At 55.0% G+C, this 19,151-nt stretch carries 17 protein-coding genes and 1 pseudogene; 14 read left to right on the top strand and 4 right to left on the bottom strand.

The window, feature by feature from the left end; translation table 11 throughout:
• The first annotated feature begins 88 nt into the window (after positions 1-88).
• Positions 89-1,675, top strand: a complete 1,587-nt coding sequence (locus JQ575_RS26100) for a gamma-glutamyltransferase family protein (protein WP_212036088.1) — start codon at positions 89-91, stop codon at positions 1,673-1,675.
• A 289-nt stretch (positions 1,676-1,964) separates the two neighbouring features.
• Here the strand turns inward: JQ575_RS26100 and JQ575_RS26095 are convergent, their stop codons facing one another.
• Positions 1,965-2,510 (bottom strand): MarR family winged helix-turn-helix transcriptional regulator, encoded by a 546-nt coding sequence (locus JQ575_RS26095; RefSeq protein WP_212036008.1) that lies wholly within the window; start codon positions 2,508-2,510, stop codon positions 1,965-1,967.
• Between the two features lie 165 nt (positions 2,511-2,675).
• Between JQ575_RS26095 and JQ575_RS26090 the strand changes: the two genes are divergently transcribed.
• Genes JQ575_RS26090 through JQ575_RS26055 form a run of 8 tightly spaced genes read left to right on the top strand, consistent with a single transcriptional unit; the run spans position 2,676 to position 10,341 of the window.
• Positions 2,676-4,172 carry a 4-hydroxyphenylacetate 3-hydroxylase family protein gene (locus JQ575_RS26090; RefSeq protein ID WP_212036007.1) on the top strand — a complete coding sequence of 499 codons (1,497 nt, stop codon included), beginning with the start codon at positions 2,676-2,678 and terminating at the stop codon, positions 4,170-4,172.
• Between the two features lie 7 nt (positions 4,173-4,179).
• Entirely contained in the window at positions 4,180-5,178 is a 999-nt protein-coding gene (locus JQ575_RS26085) for a succinylglutamate desuccinylase/aspartoacylase family protein (RefSeq protein ID WP_212036006.1), read from the top strand.
• 23 nt (positions 5,179-5,201) lie between these two features.
• Positions 5,202-5,738, top strand: a complete 537-nt coding sequence (locus JQ575_RS26080) for a flavin reductase family protein (protein ID WP_212036005.1) — start codon at positions 5,202-5,204, stop codon at positions 5,736-5,738.
• 44 nt (positions 5,739-5,782) lie between these two features.
• Positions 5,783-6,928 (top strand): ABC transporter substrate-binding protein, encoded by a 1,146-nt coding sequence (locus JQ575_RS26075; RefSeq protein ID WP_212036004.1) that lies wholly within the window; start codon positions 5,783-5,785, stop codon positions 6,926-6,928.
• A 33-nt stretch (positions 6,929-6,961) separates the two neighbouring features.
• Positions 6,962-7,834: a branched-chain amino acid ABC transporter permease gene (locus tag JQ575_RS26070; protein ID WP_212036003.1), complete on the top strand. Its 873-nt coding sequence runs from the start codon at positions 6,962-6,964 to the stop codon at positions 7,832-7,834.
• The gene (locus tag JQ575_RS26065) at positions 7,831-8,862 is read left to right on the top strand and encodes a branched-chain amino acid ABC transporter permease (RefSeq protein ID WP_212036002.1); all 1,032 of its coding nucleotides are present in this window, start codon (positions 7,831-7,833) and stop codon (positions 8,860-8,862) included. The genes JQ575_RS26070 and JQ575_RS26065 overlap by 4 nt, the downstream gene beginning before the upstream one ends.
• Entirely contained in the window at positions 8,859-9,647 is a 789-nt protein-coding gene (locus JQ575_RS26060; protein WP_212036001.1) for an ABC transporter ATP-binding protein, read from the top strand. Before JQ575_RS26065 ends, JQ575_RS26060 begins: the two co-directional genes overlap by 4 nt.
• Complete coding sequence (locus JQ575_RS26055) at positions 9,640-10,341, top strand: ABC transporter ATP-binding protein (protein WP_212036000.1); 702 nt, start codon at positions 9,640-9,642, stop codon at positions 10,339-10,341. The genes JQ575_RS26060 and JQ575_RS26055 overlap by 8 nt, the downstream gene beginning before the upstream one ends.
• Before the next feature lie 107 nt (positions 10,342-10,448).
• Here JQ575_RS26055 and JQ575_RS26050 read toward each other — a convergent pair whose 3' ends face one another.
• Positions 10,449-11,006, bottom strand: coding sequence for a MarR family winged helix-turn-helix transcriptional regulator (locus tag JQ575_RS26050; protein WP_212035999.1), 558 nt, complete (start codon positions 11,004-11,006; stop codon positions 10,449-10,451).
• 291 nt (positions 11,007-11,297) lie between these two features.
• Positions 11,298-12,257, bottom strand: a complete 960-nt coding sequence (locus JQ575_RS26045; RefSeq protein ID WP_212035998.1) for an AEC family transporter — start codon at positions 12,255-12,257, stop codon at positions 11,298-11,300.
• Positions 12,258-12,419: 162 nt separating this feature from the next.
• Between JQ575_RS26045 and JQ575_RS26040 the strand changes: the two genes are divergently transcribed.
• From JQ575_RS26040 to JQ575_RS26025, 4 genes are all read left to right on the top strand, one after another.
• Positions 12,420-12,614, top strand: coding sequence for a hypothetical protein (locus JQ575_RS26040; RefSeq protein ID WP_212035997.1), 195 nt, complete (start codon positions 12,420-12,422; stop codon positions 12,612-12,614).
• 126 nt (positions 12,615-12,740) lie between these two features.
• A complete protein-coding gene (locus tag JQ575_RS26035; protein WP_212035996.1) occupies positions 12,741-14,471 on the top strand; it encodes a calcium-binding protein in 1,731 nt (576 codons plus the stop codon).
• 1,423 nt (positions 14,472-15,894) lie between these two features.
• Positions 15,895-16,077, top strand: coding sequence for a hypothetical protein (locus JQ575_RS26030; RefSeq protein WP_212035995.1), 183 nt, complete (start codon positions 15,895-15,897; stop codon positions 16,075-16,077).
• A gap of 478 nt (positions 16,078-16,555) precedes the next feature.
• Positions 16,556-17,392 (top strand): transglutaminase family protein, encoded by an 837-nt coding sequence (locus JQ575_RS26025; protein WP_212035994.1) that lies wholly within the window; start codon positions 16,556-16,558, stop codon positions 17,390-17,392.
• A gap of 579 nt (positions 17,393-17,971) precedes the next feature.
• Here JQ575_RS26025 and JQ575_RS44915 read toward each other — a convergent pair.
• Positions 17,972-18,152, bottom strand: a pseudogene (locus JQ575_RS44915) (CsbD family protein).
• Between the two features lie 284 nt (positions 18,153-18,436).
• Here JQ575_RS44915 and JQ575_RS26020 point away from each other — a divergent pair.
• The gene (locus JQ575_RS26020; protein WP_212035993.1) at positions 18,437-18,679 is read left to right on the top strand and encodes a hypothetical protein; all 243 of its coding nucleotides are present in this window, start codon (positions 18,437-18,439) and stop codon (positions 18,677-18,679) included.
• Positions 18,680-19,151: the final 472 nt, after the last annotated feature.

Here is a 19,151-nt window from a genome sequence, read left to right as displayed (position 1 = left end):
CGAAAAATGAAACTGAATGTCACAGCTGTTCGTCAATGCACGGACAGAAGCTCCGAGAACGTGCTTCAATTCGCAATTCGGCCAAACCATGATTGAAACTCCGCGAGCGCGACGAGGCATGGTGACCTCGCCCCATCATTTGGCCTCGCAAGCGGGTCTACAGGTGCTGAAAGACGGTGGTACTGCGGTCGAGGCTGCGATCGCGACGGCGGGCTGTCTTAGTGTGGTCTATCCTCATATGACTGGAATAGGCGGAGACGGATTCTGGCTGATATCCGAACCGGGAAAAGAGATCTATGCTATTGACGCATGTGGTCGCGCAGCTCGGGCCGCAAGTCTCCCGTACTATTCCGCACGTGGCTATTCTGCCATCCCAGCACGAGGACCGTTGGCGACGAATACGGTCGCGGGGACCATTTCGGGCTGGCAGCTGGCGCTCGATAGTACCCGCCATTGGCAGACTCCGCTGGCACGTGGTCGACTGTTGGAAGATGCGATCTACTACGCCAAGCAAGGAATTGTGGTCACGCGTAGCCAATCCGATCTCACAGCGAGCAAATTGGCGGAACTGCGGCATCAACCGGGTTTCGCTGACACCTTTCTTGTAGGTCTAGAACCTCCGAAAGATGGGCATGTTCTGCGGCAGCCTGCGCTCTCGGATACCCTACTCAGGTTGGTCAAGGATGGCTTTGCAAGCTTTTATGAAGGCGCGCTTGCGCATTCGATCGCCGCGGATCTAGCCGAGATAGGTTCGCCGATCACTGAAGAGGATTTGCAAGGGCACAGAGCAATTCGTGCGATTCCCCTGTCTGTTGGTTTGAGCGGAGCCACTCTCTACAACACACCTCCTCCAACGCAGGGGCTTGCGTCACTCATGATAATGGGCATTTTCGATCGGTTGCAAGTCCGCGCCGGCGAAAGCGTTGAACATGTGCACGGACTTGTCGAAGCGACGAAGCAGGCGTTCTTGATCCGCGATAGGCACGTCGGCGATCCGTCTCACATGACTGCGGATCCGTCCTCGTTCCTTACCGAGGGTTCCCTTAACCGCCTTGTTAACTCTATCGACATGCAGCGTGCCTTACCGTGGCCTCATGTTGCAATGCCTGGCGACACAGTGTGGCTCGGGGCAATTGATGGAAAGGGCCGCGCAGTAAGCTTCATACAATCGATATATTATGAGTATGGCTCGGGAGTCGTACTGCCGCAAACCGGAATCTGCTGGCAGAACCGCGGATCATCATTCCGACTCGTTGGCGATTGGAATACCCTCAAACCAGGCAGGAAGCCATTCCACACACTAAATCCGGCGATAGCAGTGTTTAGCGACGGTCGTCGCATGGTTTACGGCACGATGGGCGGCGAAGGACAGCCGCAGACGCAAGCCGCCGTATTTTCGCGGTATGGTTTGTTCGATATGCCCCTGCAACAAGCCGTTTCAGCTCCGCGGTGGTTACTCGGAAAGACCTGGGGTGAGGATAGCGTAACACTGAAAGTTGAGGATCGGATGCAAAGTGATGTCGTCCAAGCGCTCAGGGATGCTGGCCATCAAGTCGATGTACTTGAGAGCTATTCAAGTACGGTTGGGCACGCCGGTGCAATCGTAAGACGCTCAGATGGAGTTCTCGAAGGCGCAACTGACCCTCGGTCTGATGGAGCAGTAGCGGCGTACTGATGCAGATGGCGATGAATCGGTTGGCTTAAACATCGTTCAACCGGAATCAAAAAAAAAGTCGCCCGCTTGGGCGACTTAAGTGTTTGGGAGGTTGTAACGCAGCCGAGTAAAGGGGCGGCGCTCACGAGTTCTGCCTAACTGTTTTCGCGTACAGCATCAAATAGCCATCGATTTTGGTCTCATAATCCTTGGTTATCGGGTGCGGAGATGACTCTCACTCGCTGAAGCAGCTAATTGTCATGCCCAGTTAAAAGGGCTCAATGATTCTCTGTTTCCGACGCGCCATTTTTCATCGAATAAATGCATGCTTGCGGGCTTCGTCCAGCGCCGGTTGATAGCCGGCAATCAACTTGTCGACGATTTGCGCAAGCAATCTGAAGTTATTCCGACTCAGCCCGCCAAACAGCTTGTCATTAACACGTCTTTGAATTGGACCGATCTCCGTTATCAATTGGATGGCCTCGTCAGTGAGATGCAAGTTGATGCTTCGGCCATCTGTGGCGCTCGCCTTCTTTTGAAGCAGTCCTCTTTCAATGAGCTTCTTCGTTTCGAGAACGGCGAAGGAGGGGCTGACACTCATCTCATTCGCTAACCGCTTGAGCGTCATGCCGCTATGTTCGTCGTCGTGCGCTAGAATCATCAAAATTTTATATTGAGGTTGTGTCACACCCATCGCGGTGGAAAGGTTCTGCCGAACATCCTGAATCTGATCGGCGAACAACATCAGGTTGTCCACTAGACGCCGGAAGGCGTCATCTCCTCCGTCCACCATAAGTGCCGGCGCCGAGATAGTTGTCGGCGGGAAAACCGTAGCTCGACTGTTCTGCTTCTTCATGGCTCTCACTCTTAGTGCACAGCCTTCATAGCCAAATAAATTCAAGAGATCCAATCAGTTGTTGGTTGTTGCGCCTGCGAAGCGGAAAAGTTGTTGACATGGCCCGCCCAAAATAGTTCACTAACTGAATTAAATGGTGTGAGCGAACACGAACGAGAGGCTGGCATGTCAGCGAATATCTCCAAAAACGGCGAGCAACATCTGCGTAGCCTACAGGACGGCAGGGCTGTGTTTGTTAATGGGAAAAGCATTGCCGATGTGACAACCGATCCGTCGTATCGAAACGCAGCGCGCTCAATTGCGGGTCTTTACGAGTTTCAGTCCAAGCCTGAAAATCTAGAATTGATGACCTTCGAAGTGCCGGGGGGCAAGCGCGTCAATCGTGCCTGGCAATTGCCGAAGTCGCACGCCGACCTTGTCGAGCGGCGAAAAGCGCTAACAGCATGGGCGGAACTCCACCAAGGTTTCATGGGACGTTCGCCCGATCACGTTGCGTCGTCTATTTCCGCTATGCTTATCGGCTCGGATGTTTACGAAAAGCACAAGGGCGGCAAGGCCGGTAACGTTCGCGAGTACTATAAGTACGCAAGGGACAACGACCTCTATCTTTCATATGTAATTATTGATCCGCAGGGGGATCGATCTAAGGCGACCGGCACTGGTGGAAACGCGGACCTTGCGGTTTCCATATGCGACGAAGACGCCGAGGGGATCACGGTTCGTGGGTCCAAAATGCTCGGCACCGGCGCCATCCTTTCAAACGAGGTGCTTGTCACTACACTGCGTCCGCTGGCCAAGGGCGAGGAGGCCTACGCGTTCACGGCAGCAGTTCCGATTAACGCGAAGGGCTTGAAGTTGATGTCCCGACGGTCGTACGAGTCGGCCGCGCCTTCGGTATTCGACTATCCCCTTTCCTCGCGTTTCGATGAAAACGATGCCCTGCTCTATTTTGATGAAGTCAAGATTCCGTGGGACCGTGTGTTCGTTCATCGCGATACTGATGCTCAGCTTGCTCAGTGGCATGTGGCACCGACGCATTCTTACCAGAACTATCAGGCGGCGATCCGCCTGATGGTGAAGCTCCGCTTCCTGGTCGGATTGGCTCACAAGATCACCGAAGCCATCGGAACAATCAACTTCCCTTCCGTTCGCGAGACGTTAGGCGAACTTAGCTCAGAAGTGAGTACCATCGAGGCATACGTATACGCTATGGAGACCGCCGGCCACTCTTATGGCGAGTACTTCATGCCGAACAAGGACATCCTGTATGGAGCTCAAGTCTACCAGCAGCGTCTCTATCCGCGCGTGATCGCAACGATACGGGAGCTCGCAGGAGGTGGCGTGTTGATGCTCCCGTCCAGTGTGGAGGATTTCCAAAACCCAGAGATCGCGGATGTGATCGCGCGGACGCAGTATTCTGCAACTGGAGACGCGGTTGATCGAGTGAAGCTATTTAAGCTCGCTTGGGATGCGCTCGGCTCGGAATTCGCCTCCCGTCACTCTCAATACGAAATGTTCTATTCCGGTCCCCGAACGGTTACGACCAATATGGCCTACCGCAATTTTAATTGGAGTCAGGCGACAGGAATGGTCGGAAAAGTATTGGCCGGATATCCGTCGCCGGTGCTGGCAAAATCGTCTCAAGCTGCTGCTGCTGAGTGAGGTGGCAATGTCAAAGTCGTTCAGAGTTGCAAACCTCGAAGTGGGGCCTGGCGAAAAGAAGCGCGGCTCAATTCCCGTCCTGAATTTGGCAGATGGAAGCAACGTGTCCCTACCTCTAGTGGTGGTTAACGGGACGGGAACAGGACCAACACTCTATCTTGGCGCGGCGATTCACGGTGACGAAGTCAATGGCATCGCTATCCTGGCGCGCGCGCTGGCCCAAGTTGATCCGACCAAGCTTGGCGGAAGGATTGTCTGCGTTCCAGTCCAGCATCCCTTGGCCCTTCAGTCGGATCATCGGCTACCGGTGTCCCAGTTCCTGAAGTCGCCGCTCGATCAGGTGCCGCACGACGCCTGGACTTGTTTTCCGGGTGATAAAAACGGGAACGTCGCGCAGATCTTCGCAGCAGCGATTTTTTCACTGATCCGCGAATGCGACTATGCGCTCGACATCCACACTCCGACCCGTGGTGGACGGTATGTCCCTATTTCAATCCTTCCGCACACCAGTACAGGTCCCGCCGCTGTGCGCGCGCACCAAATGGCCGAAGACATGGGAAGCGGCTGGATCATGAAGGGCGACAAAGGGATGTACGTCGCCGACGGCATTCTCTGTGTCGAAGCATGCAAGGCGAATGTTCCCTGCTTTACCTTCGAAATTGGAGAAGGAGGACGGCTTGAAGAGGAATGTGTCGCAACCGGAGCCAGATGTGTCTCCAACGTTCTGAAGTCGTTGGGTATGATCGATGGCGAGCGCGAACTGCCGGCGAAGACTTACAAAATGCGCGATTTCCTCGGCATTCGCGCTAACCACGGCGGTTTATTGGTACCGGTGGCGAAACTTGGCGACGAGGTGCGAACTAATGACTTGCTCTGCCGAGTCATAAACGTCTTTGGAGATGAGGTGCAAGTTGTAAAGGCGCCTCAGGATGGCTTGATCGTTCGCACCACTACGATGGGATCAGTATCGCAGGGAGAACGGGTGACGACGTTGGGGCTACTCTAACTACAAGCACTATGGAGTTTAGAATGAGCGGGTCGATAGCGATACAAGAAAGCTCGGGCAAGTCTGCTCCACTAGATCAGATACGGCCTGAAGACTTTAGGCAGGTCGTCGGAAGCTTCGCGACAGGGGTCACAATCATTACGACGACTTCGCCTGAAGGAGAAGCGATAGGCGTGACGGCAAATTCCTTCAGTTCTGTTTCCCTCGATCCGCCTCTGGTGTTGTTCAGTATGGCGCGAAAATTGCGCAGCCACCCAGCGTTCGAGGGATCGAAGCACTTCTCCATCAATGTTCTTCATGAGGGGCAACTACCGTTAGCGAAGCAGTTCGCGATATCTCTCGGCGAAAAATGGAAGGACGTCGAATTCGAAATGGGCGCATTTGGCTGCAGACTCATATCGCAAGCAGCCGCAACTCTCGAATGCGAGAAATACGCGAGCTACGACGGAGGCGATCACATAATTTACGTGGGGCGTGTTTTGAGGATTAACGCAAATCCGTCCCGAACTCCCCTGGTGTTCTGGCGAGGAAAATTCGCAACCATAGAAGTCGAGCAATAACTCGAACTGAGACGATCGAATTCAAACAGCATAGGGATGGAATCATGCGCAAGACATTACCTCTTATCGCCGCGTTCTTGTCGATTACGTCTGCTTCCGCCAACGAGCCAATTAAAATCGGAATGAGCCAGCCACTAACTGGCGACATTGCCGCATCAGGAACTTACGTCGCCAACGGCGCAAAGGTCGCGGTCGACGTCGTCAATAGGTCAGGCGGTGTTCTTGGTCGACAAATTCAATTGATCCTCGAGGACAACAAGAGCAACCCTAAGGAGGCGGTCGCTACCGCCGAAAAACTTTTGAGCGGAGACAAGGTACCTGTCCTGCTTGGAGCATGGGGATCAACTTTGACCCTCGCAATTATGCCTCGCCTGCTGGACTACAAGGTTCCGATGATCGTTGAAACCGCGTCCTCCAGCAAAGTCACTAATTCGGGAAACCCCTGGATATTCAGAATTTCTCCTCCCTCCTCGTTGGAAGCTAAGGCGTTCGGCGAGACTCTTCTGGATAAGTTCAATCCAGCGATCAAGAAAGCGGACATGCTGGTCGTGAACAACGATTGGGGGCGCGGCGCAGCCGACGAGTTTACCAAGCTATTGCGCTCAAAGGGTATCGAGATCGGCGCGGTCGAGAGAATGACGGCAGATGCAACGGATCTCTCGGCACAACTTGCCAAGATTAAACAGGCCGGTGGTGACACGTTGTTCGTTACAACAAGCATCGAGCAACTCACCCTAGTTCTGAAGCAAGCCCAAGAACAGCGTTTACCGCAGCGAATTGTCAGCACTGGCGGGGCGACGGCGCCCGATCAATTGATCGAGCAGGCGGGCAATGCTGCCAATGGTAGCTACCATATCGTGTTCTTTACTCCTTGGTTTCTTGACGCCGCCCCACACGCGGAGGTCGCTCGCACGTTCGTCGACGAGTGGAAAAAGAAGGGCTATAATGCTGCTGGGTTGACGGACGGGTACCGTGGTTACGACGGAATCTTGACAGCGGTTCAGGCAATCAAGGATGCGGGAAAGGCTGAGCCCGAAGCGATCCGACAAGCGCTCTGGAATGTTAACGTCAAGGGCGTCAACGGCGACATCAAGTTTACTAAGGTAGGGCCAGATGGCTCTGAAAGCGGGCAAAGCATACCCAGTATATTCATCGTTCAGATAAAAGACGGCAAAGTCATAAAACCTTAGTTGCTGGTCCTTCTTGAGTAAGAAAGCAAGCTCATGGATCAGTTGTTGCAGCACGTTCTGAACGCAGTCGTCCTCGGCGGCACGTATGCCTTGCTCGGAATTGGGCTAACGCTCATTTTCGGGGTCATGAAGGTCGCCAACTTCACGCATGGCGAACTGTACACTTTCGGCGCCTACATGGCGTACCTGCTAATCGGTCCACTAGGTCTCAACTTTTTCCTCGGCTTGCTTATCGCAGTTCTCCTCGGCGTGCTTCTGGGCGCGGTGATCGAGTACGTGCTACTTAGGCCGCTTCAGGGCGCGCACATGGACACAGTCATGCTTGTGATGATTGGTGCATGGATCGCGCTACAGAATCTGGAGCTCCTGACCTGGGGCGGGGTAGCGAAATCTGTCCCGCAACCCTTCCCGACGGAGCCTTTGGTGATTGGCTCCGTCTCCGTCGCGCCACTTCGCATCTTCGTGTTGCTTGCTGCGCTAGTTCTCCTTGCCGTATTCTATCTGATTCTGAACAGAACAAAATTCGGGATTGCGATACGAGCGACATTTCAAGATCCCGATGTAAGCTCGCTAATGGGAGTGAAGATCAACCAGATGTTCACGCTCACCTTCGCGATCGGCTCCGGTCTTGCGGCTGCGGCGGGCGCTCTGCTTGCGCCAGTCTTCGTCGTCATCCCGATAATGGGCGATCTCGTGACGCTGAAGGCATTCGCAGTTGTTATCCTTGGAGGACTTGGGAACATCGTCGGAGCAACAATCGGTGGATTCATACTTGCGTTGGCGGAAGAGTTCGGCGCTGGCTACATCGACTCGGGCTATCGAGATGCAATTGGGTTTATCCTTATTATCCTCGTTCTATTATTGAAGCCGCAAGGCCTCTTTGCACCGCGGGAGCGTACGGGATGACCGAGCGTAACATTGCGTTGTGTCTGGCTGCGATCCTTGCAGTGCTGCCATTTGGGGTCACGAACCAGTATGTGCTCTTCACGCTCACTTCAGCGGGCATACTTGTTATCGCCGCGATGAGTTTGAACCTCCTGCTTGGTTATGCCGGGCAGCTCAGCCTGGGACATGTTGCCTTTTTTGGGATCGGTGCTTACGTGAGCGCCCTCTTTTCTCTAGGCTTCGAATTCCACTATGGAGCGGAGGAGCCTATTGTCGTTCCGGCGCTTCCGGTCTGGATAGCGTTCGTCCTGGGCATCTGCTTTGCGGGAGTGTTCGGATGGATAATCGGCAAGCTAGCGTTTCGTGTGCGTGGGGCGTTTTTCGTAATCTTGACAATCGGGTTCGCTCAGGTCTCTCGGATGGTTGCACTGAATTGGGTGAGCTTGACCAATGGGCCCATGGCCTTGACCAATATCCCACCACTTTCATTCTGGCTGCCGGGACACGGGATAGTGCCCATTCAAGGACGTATGGAGAGCTACTACGTCGTCTTGATCTTGGGCATCATTGCTTACTGGATCTTAGATCGCATCGTCCACTCGCGTGTCGGCCGTGCCTTGGTCGCGTTACGCGAAAATGAGCCTCTCGCTCGTTCTGTCGGCATAAGGGTGACGCGCTATCTCGTCCTAGCTACTGCGATTTCAGCCGCGATGGCCGGAGGAGCGGGCGCTATGTACGCTCACTATGTGCGCGTGATTGATCCAGATGTCTTCATGTTCATCTATACAGTGACCATGGTCATCATGGTGATGACAGGCGGAAAAGGGACGTTGTTGGGGCCCGTAGTCGGCGGCTTGATCTTCGGTCTCCTCCCCGAGTTGTTACGTCAGCTTGTTCGTCCGGAACTGCAACTGATTATTTATGGCGTCGCGATGATCCTAATCGTGTTCTTCTTGCCTCGCGGAATTGTTCCTGCATTACTCAAGCGACCATCGAGCGCGTCAAACGAATCCAAGTCGGCGAGAATGAACAGTGAGGCGAACACATGACGTCCCTGTTATCGTCCGATCGCCTGGCGATCAATCAAATAGCAGTCAGATTTGGTGGCTTGTTAGCAATTTCGGATATGACTTTTGCGGTTGAGCGAGGCTCAATCGTGAGCCTGATAGGCCCCAACGGTGCCGGGAAAACGACAGCCTTCAACGTGATGACGGGCTTCCTCCGGCCGAGCGCAGGCCAGGTCCTATATAAGGGCCGCGACCTAACGCGCTTGTCTCCGCCGGAGATCGCGCAGTTGGGTGTTGTGCGGACATTCCAGCGAACGAGCGTATTTAGCGATTGCACTGTGTTCGATGGCGTTCTTACTGCTCTCCACCTGCGCGGGAGCGCAGAGTTCGTGGGAGCGATCTTTCGTTCGAGAGCCGTCCGGGATGAGGAGGAGCGTCTACGCAAAGAGACTGTAGAATTATTGGAGTTCGTCGGACTGGAAAGGCGGCGCGACGTCTTGGCGCGGGCTCTTTCGTATGGTGAGCAACGACATCTTGCTTTAGCGGTGGCGTTGGCTGCACAACCAACGATCCTTCTTTTGGATGAGCCGGCTGCAGGTCTGAATCCCTATGAAACGCGTCAATTCATGGATCTCATACGCGCCATTCGAGACCGTGAAATCACGGTACTCCTCGTTGAGCATGACATGCATATGGTGATGTCCATCTCGGATCTAGTCTATGTATTAAACAACGGCCGGATTATTGCCGGAGGGAGCCCGCGAGAAGTACAGAACGACCCCGAAGTTATTCGCGCTTACCTTGGTCAGGGGTTGGGGCATGCTTAAGATCAACAACCTTGGTGTGAAGTACGGAACCGTCCCTGCACTGCACGACATCTCGATGGAGGTGCGGGAAGGCGAGCTTGTTACGCTCATCGGCGCAAACGGCGCCGGCAAGTCGACAATGCTCAAGGCGATTTCGGGTCTTGTCTCCTATCAAGGCCAAATCAGCTTTCTCGGTAAGTCGTTTGATAACTGCGGCGCCAGAGCCGTGTTGATGAGTGGGATAGCTCACTGTCCCGAAGGTAGGAGGGTGTTCCCGCAGCTAACCGTCACGGAAAACCTGCTCATGGGAGCTTACCTTCGCAGCGATAAGCCACTCATCGCAAAGGATATCACAAAGTTCTTTGAGCGGTTTCCGAGACTTGGCGAACGTCGCACACAAGCTGCGGGCACTCTGTCCGGTGGAGAGCAGCAAATGCTCGCAATCGCGCGAGCAATGATGAGCCGACCGAAGATGATTCTATTCGACGAACCTTCATTAGGTCTCGCACCCAACCTTGTCGAACAGACGTTTCGCTTTATCGCGGAGGTCAAAAATCAGGGCACGACAGTTCTCATGGTGGAGCAGAATGCTTTGGCGGCACTGGAACTGAGTGATCGTGCTTACCTTCTCTCATCGGGCACAATGGTTCAACAGGGGACTAGCGCCGAGATTCTCGCCAATCCGAAGATTCGCGAAGCATATCTCGGTGGGTAATGGTTCAGTTCGTAGCTTTTGGCGACACCATTTAGCTTAGTCCCGTGCAACCGGGAACTCAGCAAAAGTCCTATTGGCGCTGCGTCGGAACATCCATTGCCGCTAAACTAACCCCTTGCCTGCTTCCCCGATCGCATGGGCGGAACGCTAATCCTGGTGCGAGCGTCGTGGCAGGATCCCAGAAGGCCGTTGGTGAGTCGAATGAGATTATTGAAGCCATTGCGGTCTAAAGTCGCGAAAAGGGCATCGTTTACGTCACGCTGAAATGGTGCGATTTTCTCAACGGCCCTCCTACCCGAGAGAGTGAGAATCAGGGTTAGGCGACGGCGATCTTTCTTATCCACCTGTTTTTCCAGGAAACCCATTTTATGGAGACGTTGCGTTTCTTTCACTACGAATGGGACACTTACCCGCAAGCGCTTGGCCACATAGCCAATTGGTGTGTCAGTTCCTCCGTTGTGCGCGAGGATCATCAAAATGTTGTACTGCGGCGGGGAAAGACCCATTCGGCGAGCTATTGCTTGTCGAAACTGCTGTAGCTGGGCTGCGAATGCGACAAGATTGTCTACCATCAAACGAAATTTATTGTCGGACCCATCCTCGAGCAGAAGCGTGCGCGACGTCGTCAGCGGGCTGCTGTAGTTTCCTGTACCGGTGCGTGCCATTGGTCTCTCGTTCCCAAGCTGTAAGATTGCGCACTTTCGCCGTGAAGCAGTCTAACCAAAAGCGCGTCTCTATAAAGGTGTGCAATGCGCAGAGCGGTAGGAGGCTCCTGCTGCCGGCGAACCGAAACTCCGTCATGTCGCTCCAGCACTGGCTGGCCTAGTTTTGGGGAGCGCTTCAGGAGAACAGAACCCTAACTCAAAACCGGGGGCGTTTCAGGGGAGCAGGTCACAACCATGGCCTCGTTATACGACAACCGTGAGCGGTCTGACTACCGCCGCGGGTCGCAGAACTCAGCGGTCCAGCAGCATCCAGGCCGCACCGCTTAGGGTGAGAAAGGAAAGGAGTGTGGACGCTAAGATGATCCGAGCGATTCGGCCATTGTCGGCCCCGTAACGTTCGGCGAGCGCCCACACGTTGCTTGCACTTGGAAGCGCCGCCGTCAGCGTCAGTACCATTATCTCGAAGTCGGATATCCCAACGCCGAGATCTTGGCCAACTTTTCCGACAAGGGCTACCAACGTCGGGTGCACAAGAAGTTTGAGCAGCGCGACCGGCAAATACTGAGACACGGGTATGCCAGTATGGGCATATCTGCTGGCAAGCCACAGCACGGCTCCAATTGTGAAGAGCGCCACGGGCGTAGCTGCATCAGCAAGCATGCGAAGGATTGCGTCGATCGGGCCGACCGGCTTCAGACCGGTGGCCGAGCTTGCCGCGCCCAGCGCAATGGCCCAAGGCAGCGGATTTAACGCCGCCCCGCGCAAAGCCATAGCGATTGCGACGCGGTGGCCGTGCTTGGATGCCTCCTGCCACTGCGCAAGGGCGATGCATATGGAACTCGTCAGGACAATGTCGACAACGATGGTCGAGATCATTGTCCCCGCTGCCGCTGGACCAACCAACGTAATCAGCAACGGCAGCCCCATGTATCCCGTATTGGGAAAGGCAGCGACCTGCGCCCCGAATGCAGCATCCTTCAGGCTTACCGAGCCGCGCCATGTCAGTGCGATGGTAAGAGCAATCATCAGCAGCGCACACAGAGAGTAGATTGCGAGTACTCCGGGGCCGAGCGACTGCAGCAAAGGCGTGTTCATGCCGAAGCGAAACAGCGCGGATGGCAGTGCGAAGTACATTACAAAGACGTTGAGGCCCGGAATTGCGGCATGGGACAACATGCTTCGACGTGCGGCGAGGTAGCCGAGCAGGATGAGTGCGAAGAACGGAACTGTGACTGCGAATGACGACAGCATTGGAGCATTAAAAGTATTCAGTTAGTCTTGAAAGCGCCGTAGCACGCCGACCGCCCATCAGGCCAGCGCGGAGGTCTCCTTTGGGTCATTCGCGTCGATTTGTCCGGACCTGGGCGACTTCCGGTCTACCCCGGTGAACGGACATTGCCAGGATCGGCGGGCGTGTGGCCGACATTTAGCGTCATCCGATTAGTGAAGTTGAAATACCCTCTTGAACAGCTGCTTGACGGCTCGTTTGGCGTCGTTGATGGCGGCGGGATCGTGGCCGATGTGCATTTTGTCTGCGCAATGTGCGACGCGATTGCGAAACTCTTCGGCGCACCACGCCATGTCGCAACGTCCGGCCAAAGCATGTGATCTTCCGCACAAACGCGTTTGAACCTGTTCCCCAGGTAACAGCCCAACCGAGCCTTTCCTGACATTGATGGTCGCGGGTCAAGGGGACGCACGGTCTTCTTCCTTTCAAGCACAGGGGACTAGGACATGGCTATCAAGCACGGAACCGAATTCAGCGATGGCGGCCTGCCTTGGTTGTTCGGCACGGTGACGCTGGGACTCATCGGCACTGACGAAGACGACTTCATTTACGGTCACGCCGGAAACGATATCTTGTCCGGAGGATATGGACAGGATTGGCTCGACGGAGGCACCGGAGCAGATGAAATGTACGGTGAAGCCGGCAACGACACCTATATCGTCGACCAGGTGGACGACCAGGTTAGCGAAACCAATGCGTTAAACGCCGGGTACGACACGGTCATCTCCCGCATCAGCTACACGCTCCCATCCAACGTCGAGCGCCTGCAGTTCTTTCAGGACGAAGACGCCTTTCAGGGCGTCGGCAATGCCCTGAACAACGATATCAGCGGCAACATGTACAACAACGCTCTTTATGGCATGCAGGGCGACGATAACATCTGGGGCTATGAAGGTCACGATGACATTTGGGGCGGCAGCGGCATCGACACCCTCTATGGAGGCGCCGGTGACGATGAGCTTTACGGTGAAACCAACACCGACACGCTCTATGGCGGTGCGGGCAACGATACCCTCGATGGCGGCTCTAGCGGCGACGTCATGAGCGGCGGGCTGAATGACGACACTTACATCGTCGAAAATACCGGAGATCAGGTGATCGAATACAGCGGCGAGGGGCGCGACACCGTGTACTCGCGGCTCCCGAACTATACTTTGACGAGCAATGTCGAGAACCTGGTGCTGTATTCGCCCATCGCCCTGAACGGGGAAGGGAACACCCTGGACAACGGGATCGTCGGCAACAGCCTGGACAACGTCTTGTCCGGCCACGGCGGCAACGACACGCTTTTCGGCCTGGAGGGCCACGATACGCTGAACGGTGGATTGGGAGACGACCAGCTTTACGGTGGCATCGGCAATGATACCTACATCGTCCGCGACAGTCTCGATGCTGTCCATGAATACGCCAACGAGGGTATCGACACGGTCAATGCGACGGCGAACTATCAGCTCAGCGCCAATGTCGAAAACCTCAACCTGGTGAGTGCCTCGTACGGCCTTGGCAACGACCTCGCCAACACGATCACCGGTGGCCGGGAAGCAAATACGCTCGACGGTGGCGGCGCCGCCGATACACTGATCGGACGCGGCGGTGACGACACCTATATGGTCGACAACGCTGGCGACATCGTTACCGAAGTGACAGGCGAAGGCTCGGATACAGTGATAACCACCGTCAGTTATACTCTCGCCGAAAACACGTCGGTCGAAAGACTGGAAGCATTTCGCTGGGGCTCGGCTAACTCAATCAATCTCACCGGCAACAGTATCGCCAATACGGTGATCGGCAACGACGGCAGCAATCTTATTAACGGCGGCGGCGGCATCGACACGCTGACCGGCGGGGGCGGGCAGGATTACTTTCTGTTCAACACAACGCTCGGTGCCGCCAACGTTGATACGATCTCCGATTTCAGCGTGGCAGCTGATACGGTCTATCTGGAGAATTCCATCTTCGCGACGCTCGCGACGCCGGGAAATCTTGCACGCAACGTGACGTCGGCCGAGTTCCACATTGGTTCGGCGGCCCATGATGCGGACGACCGTATCATCTACAACAGTCAGAACGGCGCTCTGACGTATGATGCGGATGGCAATGGCGCCGGTGCGGCGATCCAGTTTGCAACCGTTACCCTAGGCCTCAGCCTGACAACCGTTGATTTCCTAGTGATCTGAAGAAGTGGAAAGCCAGGTGCGATTCGCGACCGACGTGCCGCGGCTCGGTTGCATCTCACACCGGCATCGATTCGACCCTCGGCGGAGCTCAGTTTTGCGCCGTAGAGTTGATTGCGGCTAACCGAGGGCTTCGCGGTCTATTGAATCATGTGACCCTAGCCGGCGAGGCGCCGAAGTCAGTGGTGGGTCATTCGCCTCGGTTTGGCCGAACCACGGCGACTTCCAGTCTATCCCGGTGAACGGACATTCCAGGATAGGCAGGCATGTCTCAAAGGTGCCCAGACGTGATCGTGGCTCCGCCGCATGTTACTTATCCGGGATGCGCAAGGGGAAATCATAGGGGCTCAGGTTGAGCATCCTAAGGACAGCGAGATCATGTCCTTTATTGCTCCTGCTGAGGCAGGGCAATCGCTGCATAGGCTCCTGGACGCCCCAGCCGAGCTATGTGAAATAGCTCATCCGGCCGAATTCCACAGAGCCCTTACTTACCAGGTCAAGCTGGACCATGCGAAAGTCTCGCGGACAAGTGTTGAGGAGCTCGATGCCTTGTTCTTAGGTTCCCGGTTTGGCGAAAGAAGCCGCTAACGCCGAGTTTAAGCTCGCGTGAACCACGCTGCCCGAATATAGAATGGGTTTGGGCAGTAGCTAAGTCTCGATCCGTAGCGATACTAGGATTTAGCTTAGTCGATCTTCGTACGAGTTGTTCAGTGGGCGTCAAGGTCCACCAAGTTCTCTCTCTTGGCGACGAATCCGATTACGGCAGGTTCGGCTGCGGAGCAAACAGATGGCGCGTATAGAAAGGGTGCGATCGAAATCATGACTGGCACTCAATCGACAGCACTTAAAGTAGGTGACCTAGTGTGCTGGAATTCTGACAAGAACGACCTAGGCACGATCACCGGAACTAGTTGGGCGGGTGTGACCATCCGATGGAAGGTCGGTAACGAGCAGGCCATTCTTCACAACGACATGGGGCAGATCGAGCGCGTGTCTGCCAATTCAGTCTGAATGCAGTCGAAACAGGGCGGATGTAAAATCCTCCCGCGAGCGCATGGCGCCCATCAGGACGGCGCTATTACGCGCAAAAGCTAGCATTCATGATGGTGTAGGCGGGGCCAGCCGTCCTGTGCAAAATTTCTCCGCAACGTTCTTTCGAGCGTCCTAACGCTTCATCTGTTTTTGTGTCTTTCGCGAGTACCGGAGATGCGCGCCAGCTCGGTCTAGGTGGAAGCCAGCTTCCAAGTCCTGCCGCAGCCTGTACAGGGTGTGCGCGGTGTAGCGGCACAATCTCTTTCGTTGCTGCATGCTCATAGAGTGTCTCAGAAAACGCGACAAATATTAGTGAATGCTTGATTGAGGAAACAATAACGTTGCCCTTGCGGTGTCGCGTGATAAAAGGCCCGTCACCAAAATCGGAGTGACAATGGCTAAAACTATAAAGAAAATTGTAAAGCGCGTTTGGTCCAAGAACGACGTCAAGGTATTAAGATCGTTGGCTAAGAAACGTGTCGGAGTCGCCAAGATCTCAAAGTCACTGAAGCGCACTGTTGGCGCGGTCGCCGTGAAGGCCAGCCAGCTGGAGATTTCGCTGGATACACGCGCCTGAGAGTCGCCCGGGCCGGTAATCCGCGCCCGGGTGTCACTCTGTAAGGCTCTCAGGTTCAAAATCCGCTCTCTTTAATTACCGTTCCTCACGGCCAGCAATGAGCCATTACGTTTCAGATAGAGGGCGTGTGACTCGTAGGTGGGCAGATATGCCAGCACGTCAGACGCGGGCGTTCCAATACCGCTTGGTCGGCAGCTCAGTAGCATCATACTGCCACCGTTCGGACTGGGCGTGTGGATTGAGTGGCGACATGCGCTGGAATGAGCAGACCACAGCTTAGCCAGCATTGTGTGACGCCTGCTTGATTGAGAATTCGTGAAATCGATCACCTATTCGCGGAACTTCATGGTCGCGATCGGAGCGAATTCTTCGTTAAAGGGGCTCGCTCTGCTGCTCAGAGCAACATTTGTTCGATTACCTCAGGAACAAAGAGGTGCAAATTTGACTTGCCCAGCTCAACAGGACTGAGGAGGTTTTTGTGAAGATCCGGGCAGGCTACGATATTGCATTTCAGTGTCCCCACGCGGTTCCAATAGTGCTGATGCTCACCAGCCATCCGTCGCGAGACGGAGATATCCTCACTGATCAGTCGATGCAGTTTTCCGTCGAAGTGGAAGCACGTGACTACTTTGATCCATATGGCAACATTTGCACCCGGCTTGTAGCGCCACCCGGCCTGCTCGAAGTCCGCAGTGAATTTATTGTTCAGGATAATGGGCTACCCGATGAAGTGTGCGCGACCGCGCAACAATGGGACGTAAGCGCGTTGCCCGGCGAGGTACTGCCCTTCCTGTTGGCCAGTCGCTACTGCGACACTGAAAAGCTGTCGAATCTTGCGTGGTCGCTCTTTGGAGGTATCCAAGGGGGATGGCAGCGAGCGCAAGCCATTTGCGATTACGCTCACAATCGCATTGAATTTGGTTATCATCATGCGCGAGCTGACCGCACCGCATCCGAAGGTCACGAGGAAGAGCGCGGTGTTTGTCGGGACTTCGCTCATCTCGCAGTTGCGCTTTCCCGATGCATGAACATCCCCGCGCGTTACTGCACCGGATATCTTGGTGACATCGGAGTTCCCACCGACCCTGCTCCGATGGATTTTAGTGCGTGGTACGAAGTGTTTCTTGATGGTCGCTGGTTCACCTTCGATGCAAGGCACAACCATCCTCGCATTGGCCGCATCGTCATCGCCAGGGGCCGTGACGCCGCCGATGTTGCTATTTCGACGGCTTTCGGTCCTGCACGATTGGCCCGGTTCAAAGTGATGACCCAGCAGCTTGTTGAACAAGATACCCCGCTTCAGGAGGCTGCTTAAGATGGCGGAAAGAACGCGGCCATTCGCTGCGATTAGCCGAGTGGAACTTTGTCCATCGACGGGCGTTCAAGATCATGGCAACTCTGGAGTAGGCGCGAATGAATAGTATCATTTCGTGGGCCTAATTGTTGTGATTGGCTTAATCGGGTTGCGATAAGTCGCTATTCGAAAAACAGCCGGGACGTATGAGGCCATGTGTAATGCCGCATGGTCTTTTATTTTGCCAAAATCTGAGGCAATGAGATGCCGATTCCAAAGGCGCATGAGCAGAAACCCATGAGCATTCAACCGGTGGTGCATGGCTCAACGGTGCCAACGCAATCGTTACCCAGAATGCCTGGCGCTAAGCCGACGTCTCCGGCGCTCCATCAAAAGAAACGCAAGACGGATGAAGAAGAAGTTCGGACGGCGCGTATACGAGAACGCATTCGACTTGGTGCTCTCAAAAAGCAGCGGAAGGCCATGAGGAAGGAAACCCATGAAAGATATGCCCCGCACAAATAAAGCCCCGGTCAACCGGGGCCTCTTTTCGGGGACAACGGGGCTGAGATCGCAGTTGAGTTACTTCAACGTCGAAACCTAACTACCGACCTCTTTCCGGGTCTGATCCTTGGCTAGTCCATAGCGCTGTTGCAGACGCCTTCCAATTAGTCGCGATGACCGTTTAGGGCAGTCAGATCATCGTCGGTGAGTTTCCCCATTGCTCTTTCACTTTGCCTTTTACTTCCTTCCAATTTCCTTCAACTCGGTTCCGGTCCATTGCATGTTCCTTTCGTTCTGAGACTATTCTAACGAGCGATATGACATGATATTCCACGCCGCGTTGGGTCTGCGCGCTCGTTCGGGTCATCCATCGCTTCGTCGGCAATCTGCTGGTGATGCTGGACAGGTTTCCCGACTATCGGCGCCGGTCGTTCGTAACGCTGGTAGCGAGCCCGAAGGTTGCGCACGTGAGCGGAACCGGCACTAGCTACTTTCGTTCTGTCTTGAGTGCCGCACACCGCAGCCGCCCAGTCAGGTCAGGGTCTCAAACAGGTGGGCCATATGTCCAAGATCCGACTTCCATTGCCGGATTTGCAACGACGAGCTTTGGCAGAGATCCGAAAGATGCCCGGATGCCACAACGTTCAAGAAGTAGCAGTCAACCGCGTTACAGAAGAGCGCACTGAATTCAATTGGTCACTGTGCGTGATGGCCGCTGGCGCTGCCGACGCCAATACCGCTGCCCGCGCCGCAGTCCACGTCCAAGCTATCTTGCGGCGGGACTACGATCTTCTCATGAGTTGACTGTGGGTGCAGAAATTACGCGAGGACTACAAATGCCAAGTGGCAATCGGCCAACTTCAACGATCCAGTACCGCTTTCGGCGCAACCAAGGACTGTTACGCACGACGGGATCCACAAGCTTGGCTCGCCGACGTCCTAACGGGCACCGCGGCGCATCCAGTCCAACGAGCCTCTATAAGGACCGTCATGCACCAATCGCACTAATTAACGAGGCGGCCTTCGCCGGAGGTAGATGATCAGAAGTGCTGGGTTCTTTTCTTGGACCTCAAGCATATTCGCGACCGTCGCGCATCCCAGGAGTGATGAGGAACTGATCTCGAAGGACGTCGGCCAAGCCGGATGCGATAGTGAGGTCTGAGGTGGGCCGTTGCAGTCATTTGGAAGCCTAATTCGTGGTGGATGCTGCAACCACGTTGACCAATTTCGTGGTGTCGCGGAGCTTCCGGTGCGCCGTCCTCAAAATATTAGCCCA

Source organism: Bradyrhizobium sp. JYMT SZCCT0428, from assembly GCF_018131075.1.
Taxonomy (GTDB): domain Bacteria; phylum Pseudomonadota; class Alphaproteobacteria; order Rhizobiales; family Xanthobacteraceae; genus Bradyrhizobium.
The sequence above is the reverse complement of the archived record's forward strand: the minus strand, read 5'-3'. Positions and strand labels throughout refer to the sequence as shown.

Excerpts from the sequence above, each read along its gene's own strand:
- JQ575_RS26100 (WP_212036088.1), top strand. The coding sequence starts at position 89 with ATGATTGAAACTCCGCGAGCGCGACGAGGCATGGTGACCTCGCCCCAT.
- JQ575_RS26095 (WP_212036008.1), bottom strand. The coding sequence starts at position 2,510 with ATGAAGAAGCAGAACAGTCGAGCTACGGTTTTCCCGCCGACAACTATC.
- JQ575_RS26090 (WP_212036007.1), top strand. The coding sequence starts at position 2,676 with ATGTCAGCGAATATCTCCAAAAACGGCGAGCAACATCTGCGTAGCCTA.
- JQ575_RS26085 (WP_212036006.1), top strand. The coding sequence starts at position 4,180 with ATGTCAAAGTCGTTCAGAGTTGCAAACCTCGAAGTGGGGCCTGGCGAA.
- JQ575_RS26080 (WP_212036005.1), top strand. The coding sequence starts at position 5,202 with ATGAGCGGGTCGATAGCGATACAAGAAAGCTCGGGCAAGTCTGCTCCA.
- JQ575_RS26075 (WP_212036004.1), top strand. The coding sequence starts at position 5,783 with ATGCGCAAGACATTACCTCTTATCGCCGCGTTCTTGTCGATTACGTCT.
- JQ575_RS26070 (WP_212036003.1), top strand. The coding sequence starts at position 6,962 with ATGGATCAGTTGTTGCAGCACGTTCTGAACGCAGTCGTCCTCGGCGGC.
- JQ575_RS26065 (WP_212036002.1), top strand. The coding sequence starts at position 7,831 with ATGACCGAGCGTAACATTGCGTTGTGTCTGGCTGCGATCCTTGCAGTG.
- JQ575_RS26060 (WP_212036001.1), top strand. The coding sequence starts at position 8,859 with ATGACGTCCCTGTTATCGTCCGATCGCCTGGCGATCAATCAAATAGCA.
- JQ575_RS26055 (WP_212036000.1), top strand. The coding sequence starts at position 9,640 with ATGCTTAAGATCAACAACCTTGGTGTGAAGTACGGAACCGTCCCTGCA.
- JQ575_RS26050 (WP_212035999.1), bottom strand. The coding sequence starts at position 11,006 with ATGGCACGCACCGGTACAGGAAACTACAGCAGCCCGCTGACGACGTCG.
- JQ575_RS26045 (WP_212035998.1), bottom strand. The coding sequence starts at position 12,257 with ATGCTGTCGTCATTCGCAGTCACAGTTCCGTTCTTCGCACTCATCCTG.
- JQ575_RS26035 (WP_212035996.1), top strand. The coding sequence starts at position 12,741 with ATGGCTATCAAGCACGGAACCGAATTCAGCGATGGCGGCCTGCCTTGG.
- JQ575_RS26030 (WP_212035995.1), top strand. The coding sequence starts at position 15,895 with ATGGCTAAAACTATAAAGAAAATTGTAAAGCGCGTTTGGTCCAAGAAC.
- JQ575_RS26020 (WP_212035993.1), top strand. The coding sequence starts at position 18,437 with ATGTCCAAGATCCGACTTCCATTGCCGGATTTGCAACGACGAGCTTTG.